This is a genomic window from Alteromonas sp. G5_S2_22_S1, assembly GCF_054968525.1.
In genome coordinates, this window is sequence record NZ_JBQKUJ010000002.1 from 345671 (window position 1) to 363338 (window position 17668).

Below are 17668 nucleotides of genomic sequence, written 5' to 3' on the forward strand. Positions count from 1 at the left end.
AAGCTTACAAAAATAGCCTTAAGAAAAAGAACCTCACGAAAAGCCTGCTAAAACGCAGGCTTTTTTAGTATTAACGCTAGGCTAAACAAAGCAAGACAAGAGCGAATTTAAATACCGACGACCTTTTGCGGTTACTTGCCAGTGGGTGTCCGTTATGGATAACAGCCCTTGATGCTGTGCATCACACAGTGCACGCTCTACTTCATCAGTTATAGCGATACCGGTAAAGTCGCTAAAATCACTGATAGGGCAGGGCTCCACCAAGCGAAAGCGGTTCATAAAGAACTCGAAGGGTAAATCGCCAGCTTCAACTTGAGATTGCGTATCCAAGTAAGGGCGGCTCATTTCCATGTAGCCCCTTGGATGCTTAACCTTAACAGTACGGTGAATAGTACCATTAGCCGCATCGGTGATTTTTCCATGGGCTCCACAGCCAATGCCTAAGTAATCACCAAAGCGCCAGTAATTTAAGTTGTGACGACACTGGTGGCCCGCTTTGGCATAGCCTGAAATTTCATACTGCTGATAGCCTGCGTTTTCTAAAAGCTTATGGCCCTGTTCCTGTATTTCCCACAAAATGTCATCGTCGGGCAATTCAGGCGGTTTCGAGTAGAAAGGCGTATTGGGTTCGATAGTCAGCTGATACCACGACAAGTGATACGGATTTAAAGCAATGCCTTGCTTTAAATCTGACATAGCATTGTCAACGCTTTGCTCGGGAAGGCCGTGCATCAGATCTAGGTTAAACGTGGGCAACCCCGCACTATGTGCTTGTTTTACCGCGTTTTCAGCTTGGCTTTCATTGTGAATGCGACCAAGCACCTTTAAATGCTTAGGCTGGAAGCTCTGTATACCAACGGAGATGCGGTTCACGCCCGCCTGATAAAAGCCGGCAAACTTTCCTGCCTCTACCGTACCTGGGTTCGCTTCCATGGTGATTTCAGCATTGTCGCTTAGGTTAACGCGCGCTTTTACCCCGTTTAAGATATCTGCCATGGCATCAGCTGAAAATAAGCTGGGTGTGCCGCCACCAATGAAAATAGTTTCAACAACGCGGTCACCAATACGCTTTGCATCAATGGCTAAATCATCAAGCAGGTGGGCCACATATTCTTTTTCGGGGAGGTCAGACTTAAGCCCGTGAGAGTTAAAGTCACAGTACGGGCACTTTTGAACGCACCAGGGAATGTGTATGTACAGGCTTAGCGGAGGATTACGCAAACGTTGCTCTCATTGTATCAAGCAAAATACTAAGGGCGTTACCCCGGTGGCTTATGCGGTTTTTCTCGGCCTTTTCCAATTCAGCAGCGGTGCAGCCGTGAGTTGGCACGTGGAACACAGGGTCGTAACCAAAACCGTCGTTACCAGAACGTGCGCTTAAAATTTCCCCTTCCCATTTACCTTGGCTAACCAGCGGTACAGGGTCGTCGGCATGACGCATGAACACTAAAGTACAGAAGAAGTGTGCCTTGCGATGAGTTTCGCCATCAAGGGAAGCTAATAGCTTGTCGATATTGGTATCATCAGTTGCATCAGCGCCAGCATAGCGTGCTGAATAGATGCCGGGTTCACCGCCTAGGGCATCCACCACCAAGCCTGAGTCGTCAGCAATAGCAGGAAGGCCGGTCACCTGTGCGGCATGGCGCGCTTTAATAATGGCATTTTCAACGAATGTGGTTCCCGTTTCCGGTACATCAGATACACCTAATTCCTTTTGCGCTACTACGTCTACACCGTAATCTGCAAATAAGGATGCAAACTCACGCACCTTGCCTTGGTTACCTGTGGCGAGAACAATTTTTTCTGGAAATTTCATTATGTACTCTTTTGAACTGACGGTGAGCTAAAGCGGAGGGAGGCGGCTGCAGGCGAAACATTGCCTCCACAAACACGCGGTAAACACATCCATGTGCGCTCCGCTGCCGCATCCCTGCGGCAGAGGGTTTGTGTCGGCAATGTTCCACCTACATCCTAGCCCACCGCATTAACTCACCTGAATGTTACTTATTTACTACCTTTGCACTCTTTACTTTTTCTTCTTAGGCTTGGCTTTCGCCTTAGTTTTATCTTTGGCCTTCACTTTTTTCTTTTTCGGGCCAATTTTAGGCGTTTTGTTTTTAGGGCGTAGCTCGTCGATAACACGGGCTTTTAAAGGCTCGCCCATGTAACGCGCTGCTTTGGTTACCATTTCAAAGTCGTGTGCTTCAACCAGTGAAATAGCCGTGCCTTTAGCGCCTGCGCGGCCGGTTCTACCAATACGGTGAACGTAAATATCGGCTTTGCGCGGCATATCAAAGTTAATAACATGACTGACGTTTGGCACGTCAATGCCACGGGCAGCTACATCAGTCGCTAACAAAATAGGGACTTCGCCACTTTTAAAGCGGGCCATAGCGGCGTTGCGTTTGTCCTGCGGCATTTCACCTTGTAACCAGCACACCTGAATATCTTGTGAAGCTAGAAAGTCTTTTAGCATTTGCAGGCGGTCACGGGTTTTTACAAATACCACCGCCGATGTTGTAGTTTCCTGCTTCAAGATATTCACCAGAAGAGCTTGCTTGTGGTTCATGTCATCAGCAAGGTGATACCACTGGTGAATTTTATTCTTCTCTTTGCGCGACGGGTTTGCTTCAACAATTTCGGGGTTATTAAGAATGTCGTGAGCGAAGGTCTTAACACCTTTACCTTCAAGGGTGGCCGAGAACAGCAGGTTCTGCTTGCGCCAGCGCGCTTCCGCCGCAATTTGGTTCACCACAGTCGAGAAGCCCATATCCAGCATACGGTCGGCTTCATCAAGAATTAAACATTCAATATCGCGACAGTCTGCCGCTTCTTTTTCAATGTGTTCAAGAAGACGGCCTGGTGTGGCGACAAGAATATCTAAGTTCTTGCTAAGCGTCTCTTTATCTGTGCCGTAGTTAATACCGCCAGTAATTACGCCACACACAAGCTGGGTGTGCTTGGTAATGGCAACCGCTTGCTCGTAAACCTGCAAAGCCAGTTCGCGGGTTGGCGTTAAGATCAAAATACGTGTCGCACCCGGCTGTTTGCGCGGGTAATCAAGTAAAAACTGGCATGCTGGCAATAAGAATGCAGCGGTTTTACCTGTACCAGTTGGCGCAGACGCTAAAATATCTCGGCCGTCTAGCGCGTGTGGGATCACCAATTCTTGAATGTTAGTTGGAGCTTCAAACCCCATATCTGCTGCTGCGTGACACAGCGCATCGTCTAATTCGAGTTCTTCGAAAGTCATAGTATAAAAAATGCTCTAAATGAATGGGGCATATTGTAGCATTGCTATACCAAAACATAGAGAAAAACTGCTGTTAAATTCGCACGTAGGAGGTAAAAACACATTCAAATACCAAGTAGTTCACCATATTTGGTACCGGTGGTTTTTAAACTATTCGCCTATCGAAGCAATGGCGTCTAATTTCGCTTGGTTCAGGGCTTCTTTTATCGCTGGGCCTTTAACGCCCGTGGCAATGATGTCTTGCACATTTACTTGGTTGGCCGCGCTCAAAGCGTTTTCTATGTGCTCCTGTTGGCGCTGCCAATCTAAGTCCTTGTAATGAGCATAAGGCGCAAAAGCCTTAAGCAACAGGGTAAAGCGCTCGCTTCTTCGCCATGCATCACAGCCATTGAATAAGGCGAGTAAGTCGGCGGGCGAGTTCTGCGTGTTTAATAGAAAATCTTTAAACTTGCAGGCAAGAATGACAATCTCACTTAGTTGATTCTGCACTTTCAGTCGATTGCATAACCGCTTCGCTTCCTCTTCATTAAGGTGAGCGAGCAGGGCAGTGAACCTTATTATGAGGGTAGTTGTGCCTGAAGAGCTGCTTTCAGGTATTTTGGTTTCAAGCGGTTTATTTTCAAGTTGCCCGCTTTTATCGAAGTTTTCTTTTGCGGCATTTTCTAGCGCTACCGCTGTTTTTAATGTGGCTATCGCCGCATCTAAATTACTTTCTAGTTCAGCAAACCAGTCATTAAGGCCATGAGCTTGGTTTAATACAGTGAAAAACACATGCGGCGTTTTCTCTAAAAGACTACGTTTTGTTTCTTGCCATACGCGCTCTGCGCTTAACGTACTTAACTCGCCGCTTTCGGCCATAGACTGCATTAGCGCCATGGTCTCATTGGCAATGGTAAACCCTAAATAAGCGTAACGAGTGGCAAAACGGGCCACGCGAAATACCCGCAGGGGGTCTTCACTGAAGGCTTCTGATACGTGGCGAAGTAGGCGGTTTTCTAAATCTTTTTTACCACCATAGGGGTCGATGAGGTTCCCCAGATTGTCTTGGGCTATCGCGTTAACGGTCAGATCTCGGCGCAGTAAGTCTTCTTCTAACGTTACCGAGCTTGACGCATCGCACACAAACCCAGTGTAGCCTTTACCTGACTTACGCTCTGTGCGAGCAAGGGCGTATTCTTCCTGAGTTTTGGGGTGCAAAAAAACAGGGAAGTCTTTGCCCACTTGGGTAAAACCTTGGCTGAGCATTTCTTGTGGGGTAGCGCCTACTACCACATAGTCGCGTTCAATCACTTTTCTATTTAACAGTGCGTCACGTACTGCGCCACCAACGAGATATACTTGCATGCTCTTCCAACGATTTTTTTAGTCAGTAATACTTTTTAGATTGGGGATGCATCAACTTTTGGCGTGTAACGAAAATAAACATTCCCCACGTAATAGTGGCGCAGTATAGCAATGTTACAAATAAAATTCGTAGCCACGTTGTTATGCGCTTTCACTTACAGGTTGCGTCTGGTAGTTTAATCCACGTCAAAAACAAAACAAATAGGCGCTTCAGCAACCATGTATTTGAATTATTTCGGGTTAAATGACAATCCTTTTTCGATTGCGCCCAACCCCGATTATTTGTATATGAGCCCACGACACAAAGAGGCGTTGGCTCATTTAACATTTGGACTCAGGGAAAGTGGTGGTTTTGTAATGCTCACAGGAGAGGTGGGGACAGGAAAAACCACGGTTTCAAGAAAGCTGTTGCAGCAGCTGCCGGACAATACCCAAGTCGCCATGATCCTAAACCCAACGCTATCTGCATTAGAGCTATTAGCCACAGTATGCGACGAATTGGGTTTGGCATATAACTCCGACAAAGCCAGCTTAAAATACTTCACCGATTTAATTTTGTCGAAATTAGCGGAAAACCATCAGGCGGGTATCAATACAGTGTTAATGGTTGATGAAGCTCAACACTTATTGCCTGAAGTATTAGAGCAGCTGCGCTTATTAACCAATTTAGAAACCAACCGTGAAAAACTGTTAAAAGTGGTGCTAATTGGCCAGCCCGAGCTACAGCAATTGTTAAAGCGTAACGAGTTGCGCCAGTTGGCCCAACGTATCACTGCCCGTTATCACTTACTTCCTTTAACCGCGCCAGAGGTAAGCGCGTATATTGCGCATCGCTTAAGTGTTGCAGAAGGGGACATCAGCATATTCAGTAAGTCTACGCTGCGCGCAGTGCATCAAATTACTGGCGGGATCCCAAGGGTAATCAATTTGCTTTGCGACCGCGCCTTAACGCTATCGTTTACCAAGCAGCATGCTGTGGTTCAAAAGCCCATTTTCTTGGCAGCAGCAGAGCAAATATTGGGCGAAGACGTAGTGAGCCAGCGTGTGCAAAGTCAGCGAAAGTGGTACTTGGTATCCGCCTTTTTCGTCGCCGTTGTGTGTGGTTACGGGGTGGGGAGTTTGTATGTCTAATATCGTAGCCATTGAAAACGTAAAGCCCGGTATGGTGATAGTACAAATACTTAAGCAAAACGGGCCGGTAAAAATTCGAAAATCAGGCTTGGTGACCAGTGATGCTATGGTTCAAGGGTTGTCAGAAATGGGCGTGCAAGAGGTTGAAATAGACCCAGACCAAACGGTGGAGATTGCGCCTGCGGTGCATCATAGAACCCAAACTCAAGCCTTATTGCGAGGCGAGCACGATACGACAGCCAAATTTGATAAGTCGCTTAATGAGCAGTTTAATCGCAGTTTATTCTTACCCACGGTAGAAGGGTTACCATCCGCATGGAAGCTCTATACTAAGCAGATTGCATTATTTGCAGTGGTCATTATTGTCGGTTTGGGTATAGGCTTTTGTGCTGCAACAATCGAACGCTGGTGGCCCATAGTAACTTCACACACCGCCAAGCTTGAAAGCTCGCCTGCTGCTGAAACGAAAAACAGTACAACGGATAATGAAAATAACGAGGGAACACCGAGCCTACATGCAGCGCAAAATAGAGAAGAGCTAAAACAGGCTTCGGTAAAGGGGGCCTCAGAAAGCGACACGACTTCTCAAACTACACAGGGTAACGTGGGGCAGAATAATTCACAGGGGGATTCTGCTGGCTCTCAACCTATTAGTCCGTCGGGAACAAGCGGCTCTGTTGGTCAAACCGGTGGTGCTAGCAGTCAAGCGGATGGCCTTAACGCAGAAGTACAACAACCTCTAGCTAACCCAGTAGCCCAAAGCGAGAGCGAGAGAGGCAGCGTTGATGTAAATGGAAAGGAGGCGGCGCAATCACAGCCCACCTTAGGTGGTGACACAGCACAAGAATACGAAGGAAAGGTCCTCAACGAGGATACATCGAATTCTGATGTATCGGTATCACCCGAACTCATGGCTCGCTTTAACGCAGCGGTTGAAGCCCTTGATACTAAAGCCCAAGATAATGAGCGACCTGATGAGAATGTGCTAACGGTGAAAGATGATATTCCCAGAGTCGATCAGCTTCCCGTTCGCTTACTTACGCGGCTTCCTACAATGAACTTTAGTGCCCATATGTACGCGTCTCGCACGGCTGATCGGTGGGTCAGGGTAAACGGGCGGCAACTAGGTGAAGGCGATTGGATTGCCGATAAGGTGCAAATTATTAATATAGAAGCGCAGCGGGTAGTGCTTTCATTTGAAGATGAATTGTTTACCATGGCGGCGTTGACTGACTGGTAAAGACCTGCCACTTAAATGTGACGTATCTTTTATGCGCATTTACTTACGCGAGAAATTAAAAAGGTCCAGCGCGGGGTGAGCTTTAAAAGTAGCACGCATTTCAAAATGACGAATTAGGCCTGACGGCGATATTAAATCGGACTCAGGCCTATTAGTGTTAGCTTAAAGTGGCATTTGGTTAACGAAAACGTCTTTAAAAAACTTAGGCAGGTTTAAACTGAACTCTTCTGGTTTAACGCCTGAGACAATTTCATCATCGTACAGACTAAGATCAACACGTTTCACTTCGTTGAAGTGTTGAGATGTAACGCTGTAAAAGGTCATAACATGCGGGCTTACCGGGTCTTTGGGGTTTAGTTTACTTACTATGCCTAGCTTGCCGCTTTTAAGCCTAACCAGTGAACCTACAGGGTGTACGCCAATACACTGTATGAATTGCTTCACCAATTCCTGATCTAAATTTTCAGTAGCAGTTAAACGCTTCAAAGCCTGGGTTGGCGTAATACTGTTTTTGTGCGGACGGTTCGATGTCATAGCGTCATACGCATCAACAATGGCGGCAATGCGAGCAAACTCAGATATTTCGTCGCCCACTAATCCTTTGGGATAGCCGCTGCCGTCAACCCGTTCATGGTGCTGTTCAATAATACACAGTGAGAGGTCGGAAATGTCACCGCACTGAGCGACCAAATCAGCACCTATTTCCACGTGTGTTTTCATTACATCCCAGTCGTTTTGAGAAAACTGCTCCGTATTATTACGAATTTCTTCTGGTTGCGAAGACATGCCAATATCCATCAGCAGAGCGCCTAAACTAACTTGTTCAATGGTGTCTCTGTCGAAGCCAAGAAACTCACAAAAGATACCGCTGAGCACGCTGCAGTTTATACTGTGCTCAAGCAAGTAATGGTCTGTATCTTTGATCATAGTCAGACAGCTAAGCGCATCTTTATTATCAAAAACGCTTTCTATTAAACTTTGCGATAGGGATTCCACTGGGGACAAATCTTTTGCCCCACCATTTTTCAATGACTTTAAAAAGCGGCTTTGGATAGAGAGAGCGCTGTCGTATAAGTCGTTAGCTTCATTAATAGAGTCACGGCCTACAGGCTTCACGGTAGGTTTTTCGGGAGCTGTTTCAGGTTTGACGGGCGCTTTTTCTGCCTTAGGAAGTTTAGATTTGGCAAGGTCAACTTCAACAACCAGAATGCCTTTTGAATTAAGGCTATCAATGATGGCTTGGGTTTTCACAATGCCTTTAGAGCGCATTTTCAATGAGCCCGTTTGTTCAAGTACTTGATTGACGTACATCCCTGGCTGCAAATCATCAATGGGTACCTGTTTTAGCATTATCTCTCCTGTGGAACGTGTTGCCGCATATTCAACTACAATAAAGGCGAATAGTACGATATTCCAATAGAAAAAGTGAGCGGTTTATTAACCTTTAGTATAAAGCTACATTTTTTTAATCTAATCGTTGCTTCGTGTATCTGGACAATAGGACAGTGATTTGTTCTCTGTATAGAAGACGTTGGTTCGTGTATTACGTCTATTTTGCAGTAGAGGAAAGCAGGTGAATGCTACTTGGTAATAGCATTCACCTGGGTATGGGGTAAGCAGTTAATGCCTACAACCAAGAAGGCTGCTTATTTTCAAACGCTTCTATTTTGCTTGTAAGCTCTAGTGTTTGCCCAATGGCATCTAACCCTTTTATTAGGTTATTTTTGTGATGCTCTGCAATATCAAAGCTAAAGCTCGTATCGTTAAAACTTACGGTTTGCGCTGGAAGATCCACAGTAATCTCGGTTGTTGGATCTGCTTTCACTGCAGCAAATAATGCGTCCATTTGTTCGCTAGACAATGCAACAGGTACTAGCTGGTTGTTAATACAGTTACCGTAGAATATATCCGCAAAGCTGGTGGCGATAACGGTTTTAAAGCCAAAGTCAGCCAGTGCCCACGGGGCGTGTTCACGACTTGAACCACAGCCAAAGTTTTCGCGCGCTAGCAACAAGCTTGCGCCTTCATGCTCTGCCTTGTTGAGTGAAAACTCAGGGTTTGGCTCTTTTTCTTCCAGGTCCAAATAGCGCCAGTCGTGAAACAAGTGCTTGCCATAGCCTGCACGGGTTACGCCGGTAAGAAACTGCTTTGGAATGATTTGGTCGGTATCGACATTGGCCTGATCAAGTGGCGCAGCAATGCCAGTGTGTTGTGTAAAACCTTGTTCAGACATAACTTACTCCTGATAATCTCTAACGTCAGCAAAACGGCCAGTGATAGCCGCGGCCGCAGCCATTGCTGGGCTAACCAAATGGGTGCGCGCTCCACGCCCTTGGCGACCTTCGAAGTTGCGGTTACTGGTAGAGGCACATCTATCGCCTGCTACTAGTTTGTCGTCGTTCATACCAAGGCACATTGAGCAGCCCGGTAAGCGCCATTCAAAGCCAGCGTCAGTAAATATCTTATCTAGGCCTTCCGCTTCTGCTTGGCGTTTAACCGCGCCCGAACCCGGTACGACAATTGCGGTAACGGAATCGGCGACTTTGCCGCGTTTAGCAACTTGTGCCGCTGCGCGCATGTCTTCTATACGTCCGTTGGTACAAGAGCCAATGAATACGTGGTTTACTGGGATATCAGCAAGCTTTTCGCCTGGCTTTAAGCCCATGTACTCCAGCGCTTTTACCGCGCTTTCTTTTTCAATTGGATCGCTGAAATCTTCAGGGGCTGGTACTGGTGTGTTTACGCCAATAACCTGGCCTGGGTTTGTACCCCAAGTAACCTGTGGAGCAATATCTGCCGCTTCAAGTTCAACCACAGTATCAAACTTGGCGCCTTCTTCAGTGTAGAGCGTTTTCCAGTAGGCTACCGCATCTTCCCAGTCTTGGCCTTTTGGTGCGTATTCGCGACCCTCAAGGTAGGCAAAGGTTTTCTCATCTGGCGCAACTAGCCCTGCCTTGGCACCCGCTTCAATACTCATGTTGCACACAGTCATGCGCTCTTCCATGCTTAAACCGCGAATCGCTTCACCCGCGTATTCAATAACATGACCGGTTGCGCCAGCGTGGCCAATTTTGCCAATAATGGCAAGAATGATGTCTTTTGCGGTAATGCCAACGGGTAGTTTACCGTTTACATTAATCAGCATGCTTTTCGCACGGCTTTGCTTAAGGGTTTGCGTAGCCAGTACATGCTCGACTTGAGACGTACCAATACCGAAAGCAAGCGCACCAAATGCGCCGTGGGTAGCGGTATGTGAATCACCGCACACTACTGTCATGCCGGGTTGAATTAAGCCAAGTTCCGGCCCCATAACATGCACAATGCCTTGCTTTTGGTGGCCAACAGGAAAAAGCTGAATATTATGCTCTTCACAGTTTTTAGCCAAGGTTTGAAGCTGCAGCGCGTTAGCCGGGCCGCACGCATCAATTGCCAATGAACGGGTTGATATACTGTGATCCATAGTGCCAACAGTACGATCTGGACGACGTACTTTGCGGCCCTTTTCGTTTAAGCCCGCGAATGCCTGCGGCGACGTCACTTCGTGAATTAAATGACGGTCGATATAAATTAAGCTGTCTTCACCGATTTGGTCGATAATGTGCGCTTGCCACACTTTGTCATATAAGGTCTTGGCCATGAGGTTCTTTTACTCCTGCGCCATTAATTGTTTTACAATTTCATCGCCTACTTGCGATGTGCTTGCTGCATTTTCACGTTGTTCAGCAGGGAGTAACTCGCCTGTCAGTACACCTGCTTCTAAAGTGGCTACTACCGCTTTTTCAATCGCATCTGCAGCGTCGCCTAAGTTCATGCTAAAACGCAGCATCATAGCGGCTGATAAAATTTGTGCGATAGGGTTAGCGATACCCTGACCTGCGATATCGGGGGCTGAACCGCCTGCAGGTTCATAAAGGCCAAAGCCATCTTCGTTCATACTTGCCGACGGTAACAAGCCCATAGAGCCGGTCATCATGGCGCATTCGTCAGAAACGATATCGCCAAACAGGTTAGAGCATAGCATCACGTCGAACTGAGCCGGGTTCTTCATAATTTGCATAGTCGCGTTATCAATGTAGATATGATCAAGCTCTACGTCTGGGTAGTCTTTTGCTACTTCTTCGGCAATCTCGCGCCATAAACGGCTTGTGACCAATACGTTTGCTTTATCTACAGAGGTTACTTTACCGCGACGCTTTTGCGCTGCTTCAAACGCTGCAATAGCAATACGGCGAATTTCCCGTTTGCTGTAGCGCATGGTGTCATAAGCGAATTCCTCTTCGCCTTCACCTTCTCGACCTTTTGGCTGGCCAAAGTAAATACCGCTAGTCAGTTCGCGCACAACTAAAACATCTACCCCTGACTTAGCAATGTCTTCGCGTAGCGGCGACAGGCTTTCAAGACCAGGATAAATGCGTGCAGGGCGAAGATTACTGAACAGGTCAAAGTGGCTGCGAAGGGTAAGCAACGCAGCACGTTCTGGGCGCTGCTCTAACGGTAATGTATCCCATTTAGGGCCGCCGATACTGCCAAACAAAATCGCATCGGCTTGTTCGCAGCCTAGCAAAGTTTTAGAAGGCAGGGCTTCACCTTCAGTATCAATGGCATAGCCACCCACAGGGTATGCAGTTCGGTTTAGGCTAACGTTAAACTTCTTTTCGACTGCATCTAAAACCTTATTGGCTTCCTGCATAACTTCTGGGCCGATACCGTCTCCGGCTAGTACGGCAATTGAATACTGGCTCATTTATACTCCCGCAACGCGTTCTTGTTGATTTTTTTGCTGATCGATTTGATCGGCTAAATAAGTGTTGTTTAATACAAAGATCAAGGCTTTAACGCCGGCTTCTACAATATCTGTAGCAAGGCCAATACCATGGAAGCGGCGGCCTTTATAAGTGGCGATAACGCTTACTTGTGCAAGGGCGTCTGCACCTTCACCTTTTGAATCTAGTTTGAAGTCCACAACTTCTAAATCTTCATGCCCTAGTATAGACATAATCGCTTTATAAGCCGCATCTACAGGGCCGTTGCCAGTACTAGACTGGGTAATTTCTTCATTGCCCACTTTCATTTTCACCGTGGCGCTTGGAATGATTTCACGGCCTGAATTCGCTTGAAGATAAAGCAATTGGAAGTGAGCTTGGTCGTGTTTTTGTTTATCAAAGAATAACAAGGCTTCAAGGTCGTAATCGTAAACTTGCCCTTTTTTATCCGCTAACTTCAAGAATGCGTCATAAACCGCTTCTAAATCATAGTCTTCAGCTTTATAACCCAGTTCGGTTAAACGGTGTTTAATTACATGGCGGCCAGATCGCGACGTTAGGTTTAGGTTGTTTTTATTAATGCCCACACTTTCTGGGGTCATAATTTCATAAGTGTTTTGCGCTTTTAAGACGCCGTCTTGGTGAATACCAGACGAGTGACTAAATGCGTTAGCGCCGACAATGGCTTTGTTTGCCTGGACGGGCATATTACAAAGCTGACTAACTAACTTAGAAGAACGCGAAATTTCAGAAGAATTGATATTGGTTTCAAAGCCCAACATGTTCTTACGAGTTTGTAAGATCATGGCAATTTCTTCTAGCGACGCATTACCCGCACGCTCACCAATACCATTAATAGTACACTCTATCTGCCTAGCGCCTTGCTCGACGGCCGCAAGGGAGTTTGCAACGGCTAAACCCAAATCGTTGTGGCAATGTACCGAAATGGTCGCTTTATCGATATTCGGAACGCGATTGAACAGTTGCTGAATAATGCCGCCAAACTCAGTTGGCGTGGTGTAGCCTACGGTATCAGGAATATTGACGGTAGTTGCGCCGGCGTTGATTGCTGCCTCTACCATACGACATAGGTAATCGATATGAGTACGGCCCGCATCTTCACACGAAAACTCCACGTCGTCTGTGTACTTGCGCGCATGTTTTACGGCAGCTACTGCCATATCCACAATTTCATCTTGAGACTTGCGAAGCTTGGCGCCCACGTGAATTTCAGAGGTGGCGATAAAGGTGTGTATACGAAACTGTTCGGCAACGCTCAACGCTTGTCCACAGGCATCAATGTCGCCTGGAAGCGCCCGAGATAAACCACAAACGATAGAGTTTTTCACTTCTTTTGCAATCATTTGAACTGATTGAAAATCACCGGGTGAAGATACAGGGAAACCAGCTTCGATAATATCAACGCCTAACCGTTCGAGCGCCAGCGCAATCTGTAGTTTTTCTTTGGCACTTAGGCTTGCAGGTAAGGCCTGCTCACCGTCTCGCAATGTGGTATCAAAGATTTTCACTTGATTTGTCATGACGCTCTCTCAGTTAAATAGTTAAAAAAAAACCCGTGCTTGGCACGGGTTTTTGTGAATTTGAATCGCTGGTCGCAATCTACCCGTGCAGTCTGGCTGCCATAAGGAGTAGAGATAGAAGAAGAAAACGAATACGCATTTGCTGTTGTTTCTTTGCTGACCAAGTTGATAGCGACAATGTACCATGTGGCATGAAGAGGTCAACCATTGTTTACGATAATGAGTATATTTTTCGTGTATAAAAGCTATCTTTTAATTATTTAGGATATTTATCCTAACCAGGATTTAAGTGAAAGGTGATTTTAAGGTAGAGAGCTTAGGGTCTTAGAGATTTTGTTGCTTTTTTCTCTTTAGGTAGGATGTTTCTACTAAAAAATATAAAATTTCGGTTTTCGGTATTTTGAGTTTTTATTCTCAATTAGTGCATATTTATTGGTCTTTTGGATTTAACGTGAAATTCTTCCAGTTTAATTGCGTCGACAAGCGCATTTCGCGAAGGGTTAATGCACGAGGTGAACGCTTTGACTTAAAGCTCCACGCGTGGCCACAGCAAGCTGCGGTTACTATAGCCTTTGAAGGCCGCAGTAATATTTTACGCTCCACAGAAAGCGCCGTTGAAGCAGAGTCATCGTCTGGCTGTGTAGTGGAGTGAATACATTCACCTGTATTAGCAAACCATCCATTCTTGTTTAAATGTAGCTGCGTATTGTCTTGATTAACCATATCAATAGAATCGAGTTCAATGTGCGTACCTTCAATATTTAAAACCAGAACGGGGACAACAAGGCCGTACTTAGCATTTTTTCGATACCAGGACTCCCGTTTTTCTGAATCATCTAAATGATTAATACCGGGGCATTTGGCCGATTGCTTGGCATACCAACTACCATTGTGTGTATCTACTCTTAGCGGCGATGGGTTAGATAAAGCCTCGTTATTTACCATATGTCGAGCAATGGCTTTAACGTGATAGGGAAGGCCGCCCATTCGACGCTTAAGTAAAGAAAGGTTCGTTATTTGACTGTGTGCGAGAGAGATAACTTCCCTTTCGTACAAGGCAGTACATATTTCATTAAATTGAGGATGGCTTCCACCAAGTTCACCAGCGTCACTAAAAAAGCCAACTTGAGTGTTGGTAGTAGAGTGAGAAAGTTCGTCGCCTGGAGCCATTAGGGTTATCAAATGCCTGTCTAGAGTCATTTAACACTACCAAGATTCAGCGCTTGATGCTACACGGTTTAACTAAACAGCGTGAAAAACAGACAAAAAAAGCCGCTACATTAAGCGGCCTTTCATCATTTTAACAGGGGTAACTTACTGGCCTTTGATTTCGCTACGGCCTTTGTAAGTTGCTGCGTCACCTAGTGCTTCCTCAATGCGAAGAAGTTGGTTGTACTTAGCAACACGGTCAGAACGACATAGTGAACCCGTCTTGATTTGGCCAGCCGCTGTACCTACTGCAAGGTCAGCAATGGTGGCGTCTTCTGTTTCACCAGAACGGTGAGAGATAACCGCTGTAAAGCCAGCGTCTTTCGCCATTTTAATTGCGTTAAGGGTTTCAGTTAGTGAACCGATTTGGTTGAACTTGATAAGGATTGAGTTGCCAATGCCGTTATCAATACCGCGTTTAAGGATTTTGGTGTTAGTTACAAACAAGTCGTCGCCAACTAGCTGTACTTTGTCACCAATCTTCTTAGTTAGGCTTGCCCAGCCGTCCCAGTCGCTTTCGTCTAGGCCGTCTTCAATAGATACAATTGGGTACTGTGCAGAAAGGTCAGCAAGGTAGTCGCCAAACGCTTCTGAATCGAAGCTTTTGTCTTCGCCAGATAGAACGTATTTGCCTTCTTTGTAGAATTCAGACGCCGCACAGTCTAGTGCAAGTGTGATGTCTTCATTCATTTTATAGCCAGCGTTTTCAACGGCTTCAACGATAACAGCAAGTGCTTCAGCGTTTGAGCTAAGGTTAGGGGCAAAACCACCTTCGTCACCAACCGCTGTGTTTAGACCTTTGGCAGAAAGTACTTTCTTAAGTGCGTGGAAAATTTCCGCGCCCATACGTAAAGCTTCTTTAAAGCTCTTCGCGCCTACTGGCTGAACCATGAACTCTTGAATGTCTACGTTGTTGTCAGCGTGCTCACCACCGTTGATGATGTTCATCATAGGAACAGGCATTGAGTACTGACCAGATGTGCCGTTTAGGTCTGCAATGTGCTCGTAAAGTGCTACGCCTTTTTCAGCCGCTGCCGCTTTTGCTACAGCAAGAGAAACCGCAAGGATCGCGTTCGCGCCCAGTGTTTCTTTGTTTTCTGTGCCATCAAGGTCAATCATGATGCCGTCGATATCAGCTTGTGCTAGTGCGTCTTTGCCTAGTAATGCTGGTGAAATGGTATCGTTAATCGCTGCAACGGCTTTTGTTACGCCTTTACCTAGGTAACGAGACTTGTCGCCGTCGCGTAGTTCTAGTGCTTCGCGGCTACCAGTAGAGGCACCTGATGGTGCAGCAGCACGGCCCATTGCGCCTGATTCTAAGTATACATCTGCTTCTACAGTAGGATTTCCGCGTGAATCTAAGATTTCGCGTCCGATAATGCGACTAATTTTCGCCATGTTTTTTCCTCAACAATGTAATGGGGCGCAACAGGAGAGAGCGCCCCTTTTATTAGAAATTAGTGATTTTCTTTCTGGTACTTTCCTGCCGCAGCAACGAAACCAGTAAATAAAGGGTGTCCATCCCGAGGCGTTGATGTGAACTCAGGGTGGAATTGGCCCGCAATGAACCAAGGATGATCAGGGATTTCCACTACTTCTACAAGTCGCTTGTCAGTGGACAAACCACTTACTTTCAATCCTGCTGCTTCAATTTGATCGCGAAGATTATTGTTCACTTCGTAACGGTGACGGTGGCGCTCATAAATCTCAGCGTTGCCGTACATCTCGTGTACTTTTGTCCCTTCAATAAGGTGGCAAAGCTGGCTACCTAAACGCATTGTACCGCCAAGGTCTGATGTTTCAGTGCGCACTTCGGTCGTACCCGCAGCGTCTAACCACTCGGTAATAAGGCCAACAACTGGGTAAGGTGTTTCAGGGTCGAACTCTGTGCTGTTCGCTTTTTCCATGCCGGCAACGTTACGTGCGTATTCGATAAGCGCTACCTGCATACCCAAACAAATACCTAAGTATGGCACCTTGTTTTCGCGCGCATAGCGGGCTGCCGCAACTTTACCTTCAATACCGCGCTCACCAAAGCCGCCAGGCACTAAGATAGCATCTAACTGCTCTAAAATTTGTGTGCCTTTGCTTTCCACATCTTGTGAGTCAATGTGATGGATATTCACAGTAAGACGGTTTTTAAGGCCGGCGTGTTTAAGCGCTTCATTAACTGATTTATAAGCATCAGGCAGTTCAACGTATTTCCCAATCATGCCGATATTAACTTCAGCGGTAGGGTTAGATTCTGCGTAAAGTACCTGTTCCCACTCAGACAAGTCGGCTTCGTTACATTCAAGACCGAAGCGGTCTACAACCAGCTGATCCATACCCTGAGCTTTAAGTGCGGCAGGAATACGGTAAATACTGTCTACGTCTTTTAATGAAATAACGGCTTTATCAGCAACGTTAGTGAACAGCGCAATTTTAGAGCGTTCACTGGCTGGCAATGCACCGACAGAACGGCACACTAAAATGTCTGGCTGAATACCAATAGAGCGAAGCTCTTTTACCGAGTGCTGCGTTGGCTTGGTTTTAACTTCGCCCGATGCAGGCATGTAAGGCACAAGTGTTAAGTGCATGAACATAGCGCGTTCACGGCCCACTTCAGTACCAAGCTGACGAATAGCTTCTAAGAAAGGTTGTGACTCGATGTCACCTACGGTTCCGCCCACTTCAACAATTGCCACATCATGACCTTCAGCACCTTCGATAACGCGGCGCTTAATTTCATTGGTAATGTGAGGGATAACCTGAATGGTTGCACCTAAGTAATCACCGCGACGCTCACGCTTCAGTACTTCTTCATATACCCGGCCGGTTGTGAAGTTGTTGCGCTTGGTCATACGGGTGCGAATAAAACGCTCATAGTGACCAAGATCAAGGTCGGTCTCTGCGCCGTCATCGGTAACAAATACTTCACCATGCTGGATGGGGCTCATTGTGCCCGGGTCGACATTGATGTAAGGGTCGAGTTTTAACATGGTTACGGTGAGACCGCGAGCTTCCAGAATTGCGGCTAATGATGCTGCAGCAATACCTTTACCTAGCGATGAAACTACACCACCTGTGACGAAAATATAATTTGTCATGCGAAACCTAGAACGTTTGGGTTGTATGGTAAATATAGGCTGAGTTTAGAACAAAACCAGCTACACTTTGGACGGGGCGATAGTATACGCAAATTCAT

At 46.4% G+C, this 17668-nt stretch carries 14 protein-coding genes; 2 read left to right on the forward strand and 12 right to left on the reverse strand.

Annotated elements, in window-relative coordinates:
* Window positions 1–81 precede the first annotated feature (81 nt).
* From hemW to ACTRWF_RS03740, 4 genes are all read right to left on the reverse strand, one after another.
* Window positions 82–1221: a radical SAM family heme chaperone HemW gene (hemW, locus tag ACTRWF_RS03725; RefSeq protein ID WP_041702583.1), complete on the reverse strand. Its 1140-nt coding sequence runs from the start codon at window positions 1219–1221 to the stop codon at window positions 82–84.
* Window positions 1214–1816 carry an XTP/dITP diphosphatase gene (locus tag ACTRWF_RS03730; RefSeq protein ID WP_012517432.1) on the reverse strand — a complete coding sequence of 201 codons (603 nt, stop codon included), beginning with the start codon at window positions 1814–1816 and terminating at the stop codon, window positions 1214–1216. Before ACTRWF_RS03730 ends, hemW begins: the two co-directional genes overlap by 8 nt.
* A gap of 210 nt (window positions 1817–2026) precedes the next feature.
* Complete coding sequence (srmB, locus tag ACTRWF_RS03735; protein WP_015066365.1) at window positions 2027–3253, reverse strand: ATP-dependent RNA helicase SrmB; 1227 nt, start codon at window positions 3251–3253, stop codon at window positions 2027–2029.
* Window positions 3254–3403: 150 nt separating this feature from the next.
* Window positions 3404–4597, reverse strand: a complete 1194-nt coding sequence (locus tag ACTRWF_RS03740) for a tRNA nucleotidyltransferase/poly(A) polymerase-related protein (protein ID WP_020742980.1) — start codon at window positions 4595–4597, stop codon at window positions 3404–3406.
* 219 nt (window positions 4598–4816) lie between these two features.
* Between ACTRWF_RS03740 and ACTRWF_RS03745 the strand changes: the two genes are divergently transcribed.
* The gene (locus ACTRWF_RS03745; RefSeq protein WP_012517435.1) at window positions 4817–5728 is read left to right on the forward strand and encodes an ExeA family protein; all 912 of its coding nucleotides are present in this window, start codon (window positions 4817–4819) and stop codon (window positions 5726–5728) included.
* Window positions 5721–6968: a general secretion pathway protein GspB gene (locus tag ACTRWF_RS03750; RefSeq protein WP_462835150.1), complete on the forward strand. Its 1248-nt coding sequence runs from the start codon at window positions 5721–5723 to the stop codon at window positions 6966–6968. The genes ACTRWF_RS03745 and ACTRWF_RS03750 overlap by 8 nt, the downstream gene beginning before the upstream one ends.
* Window positions 6969–7130: 162 nt before the next feature.
* Here ACTRWF_RS03750 and ACTRWF_RS03755 read toward each other — a convergent pair whose 3' ends face one another.
* The 8 genes from ACTRWF_RS03755 to ACTRWF_RS03790 form a co-directional block, all read right to left on the reverse strand.
* Entirely contained in the window at window positions 7131–8318 is a 1188-nt protein-coding gene (locus ACTRWF_RS03755; protein WP_015066368.1) for an HD-GYP domain-containing protein, read from the reverse strand.
* A gap of 277 nt (window positions 8319–8595) precedes the next feature.
* Window positions 8596–9201, reverse strand: coding sequence for a 3-isopropylmalate dehydratase small subunit (leuD, locus tag ACTRWF_RS03760; protein WP_015066369.1), 606 nt, complete (start codon window positions 9199–9201; stop codon window positions 8596–8598).
* 3 nt (window positions 9202–9204) lie between these two features.
* Window positions 9205–10605: a 3-isopropylmalate dehydratase large subunit gene (leuC, locus tag ACTRWF_RS03765; protein WP_012517439.1), complete on the reverse strand. Its 1401-nt coding sequence runs from the start codon at window positions 10603–10605 to the stop codon at window positions 9205–9207.
* Between the two features lie 9 nt (window positions 10606–10614).
* Window positions 10615–11712 (reverse strand): 3-isopropylmalate dehydrogenase, encoded by a 1098-nt coding sequence (gene leuB / locus ACTRWF_RS03770; RefSeq protein ID WP_012517440.1) that lies wholly within the window; start codon window positions 11710–11712, stop codon window positions 10615–10617.
* Entirely contained in the window at window positions 11713–13272 is a 1560-nt protein-coding gene (leuA, locus tag ACTRWF_RS03775; RefSeq protein WP_020742981.1) for a 2-isopropylmalate synthase, read from the reverse strand. It abuts the gene before it with no gap.
* 429 nt (window positions 13273–13701) lie between these two features.
* Window positions 13702–14442, reverse strand: a complete 741-nt coding sequence (locus ACTRWF_RS03780; RefSeq protein ID WP_012517442.1) for a hypothetical protein — start codon at window positions 14440–14442, stop codon at window positions 13702–13704.
* 144 nt (window positions 14443–14586) lie between these two features.
* A complete protein-coding gene (gene eno / locus ACTRWF_RS03785) occupies window positions 14587–15879 on the reverse strand; it encodes a phosphopyruvate hydratase (RefSeq protein WP_012517443.1) in 1293 nt (430 codons plus the stop codon).
* Between the two features lie 59 nt (window positions 15880–15938).
* A complete protein-coding gene (locus ACTRWF_RS03790; RefSeq protein WP_020742982.1) occupies window positions 15939–17570 on the reverse strand; it encodes a CTP synthase in 1632 nt (543 codons plus the stop codon).
* Window positions 17571–17668: the final 98 nt, after the last annotated feature.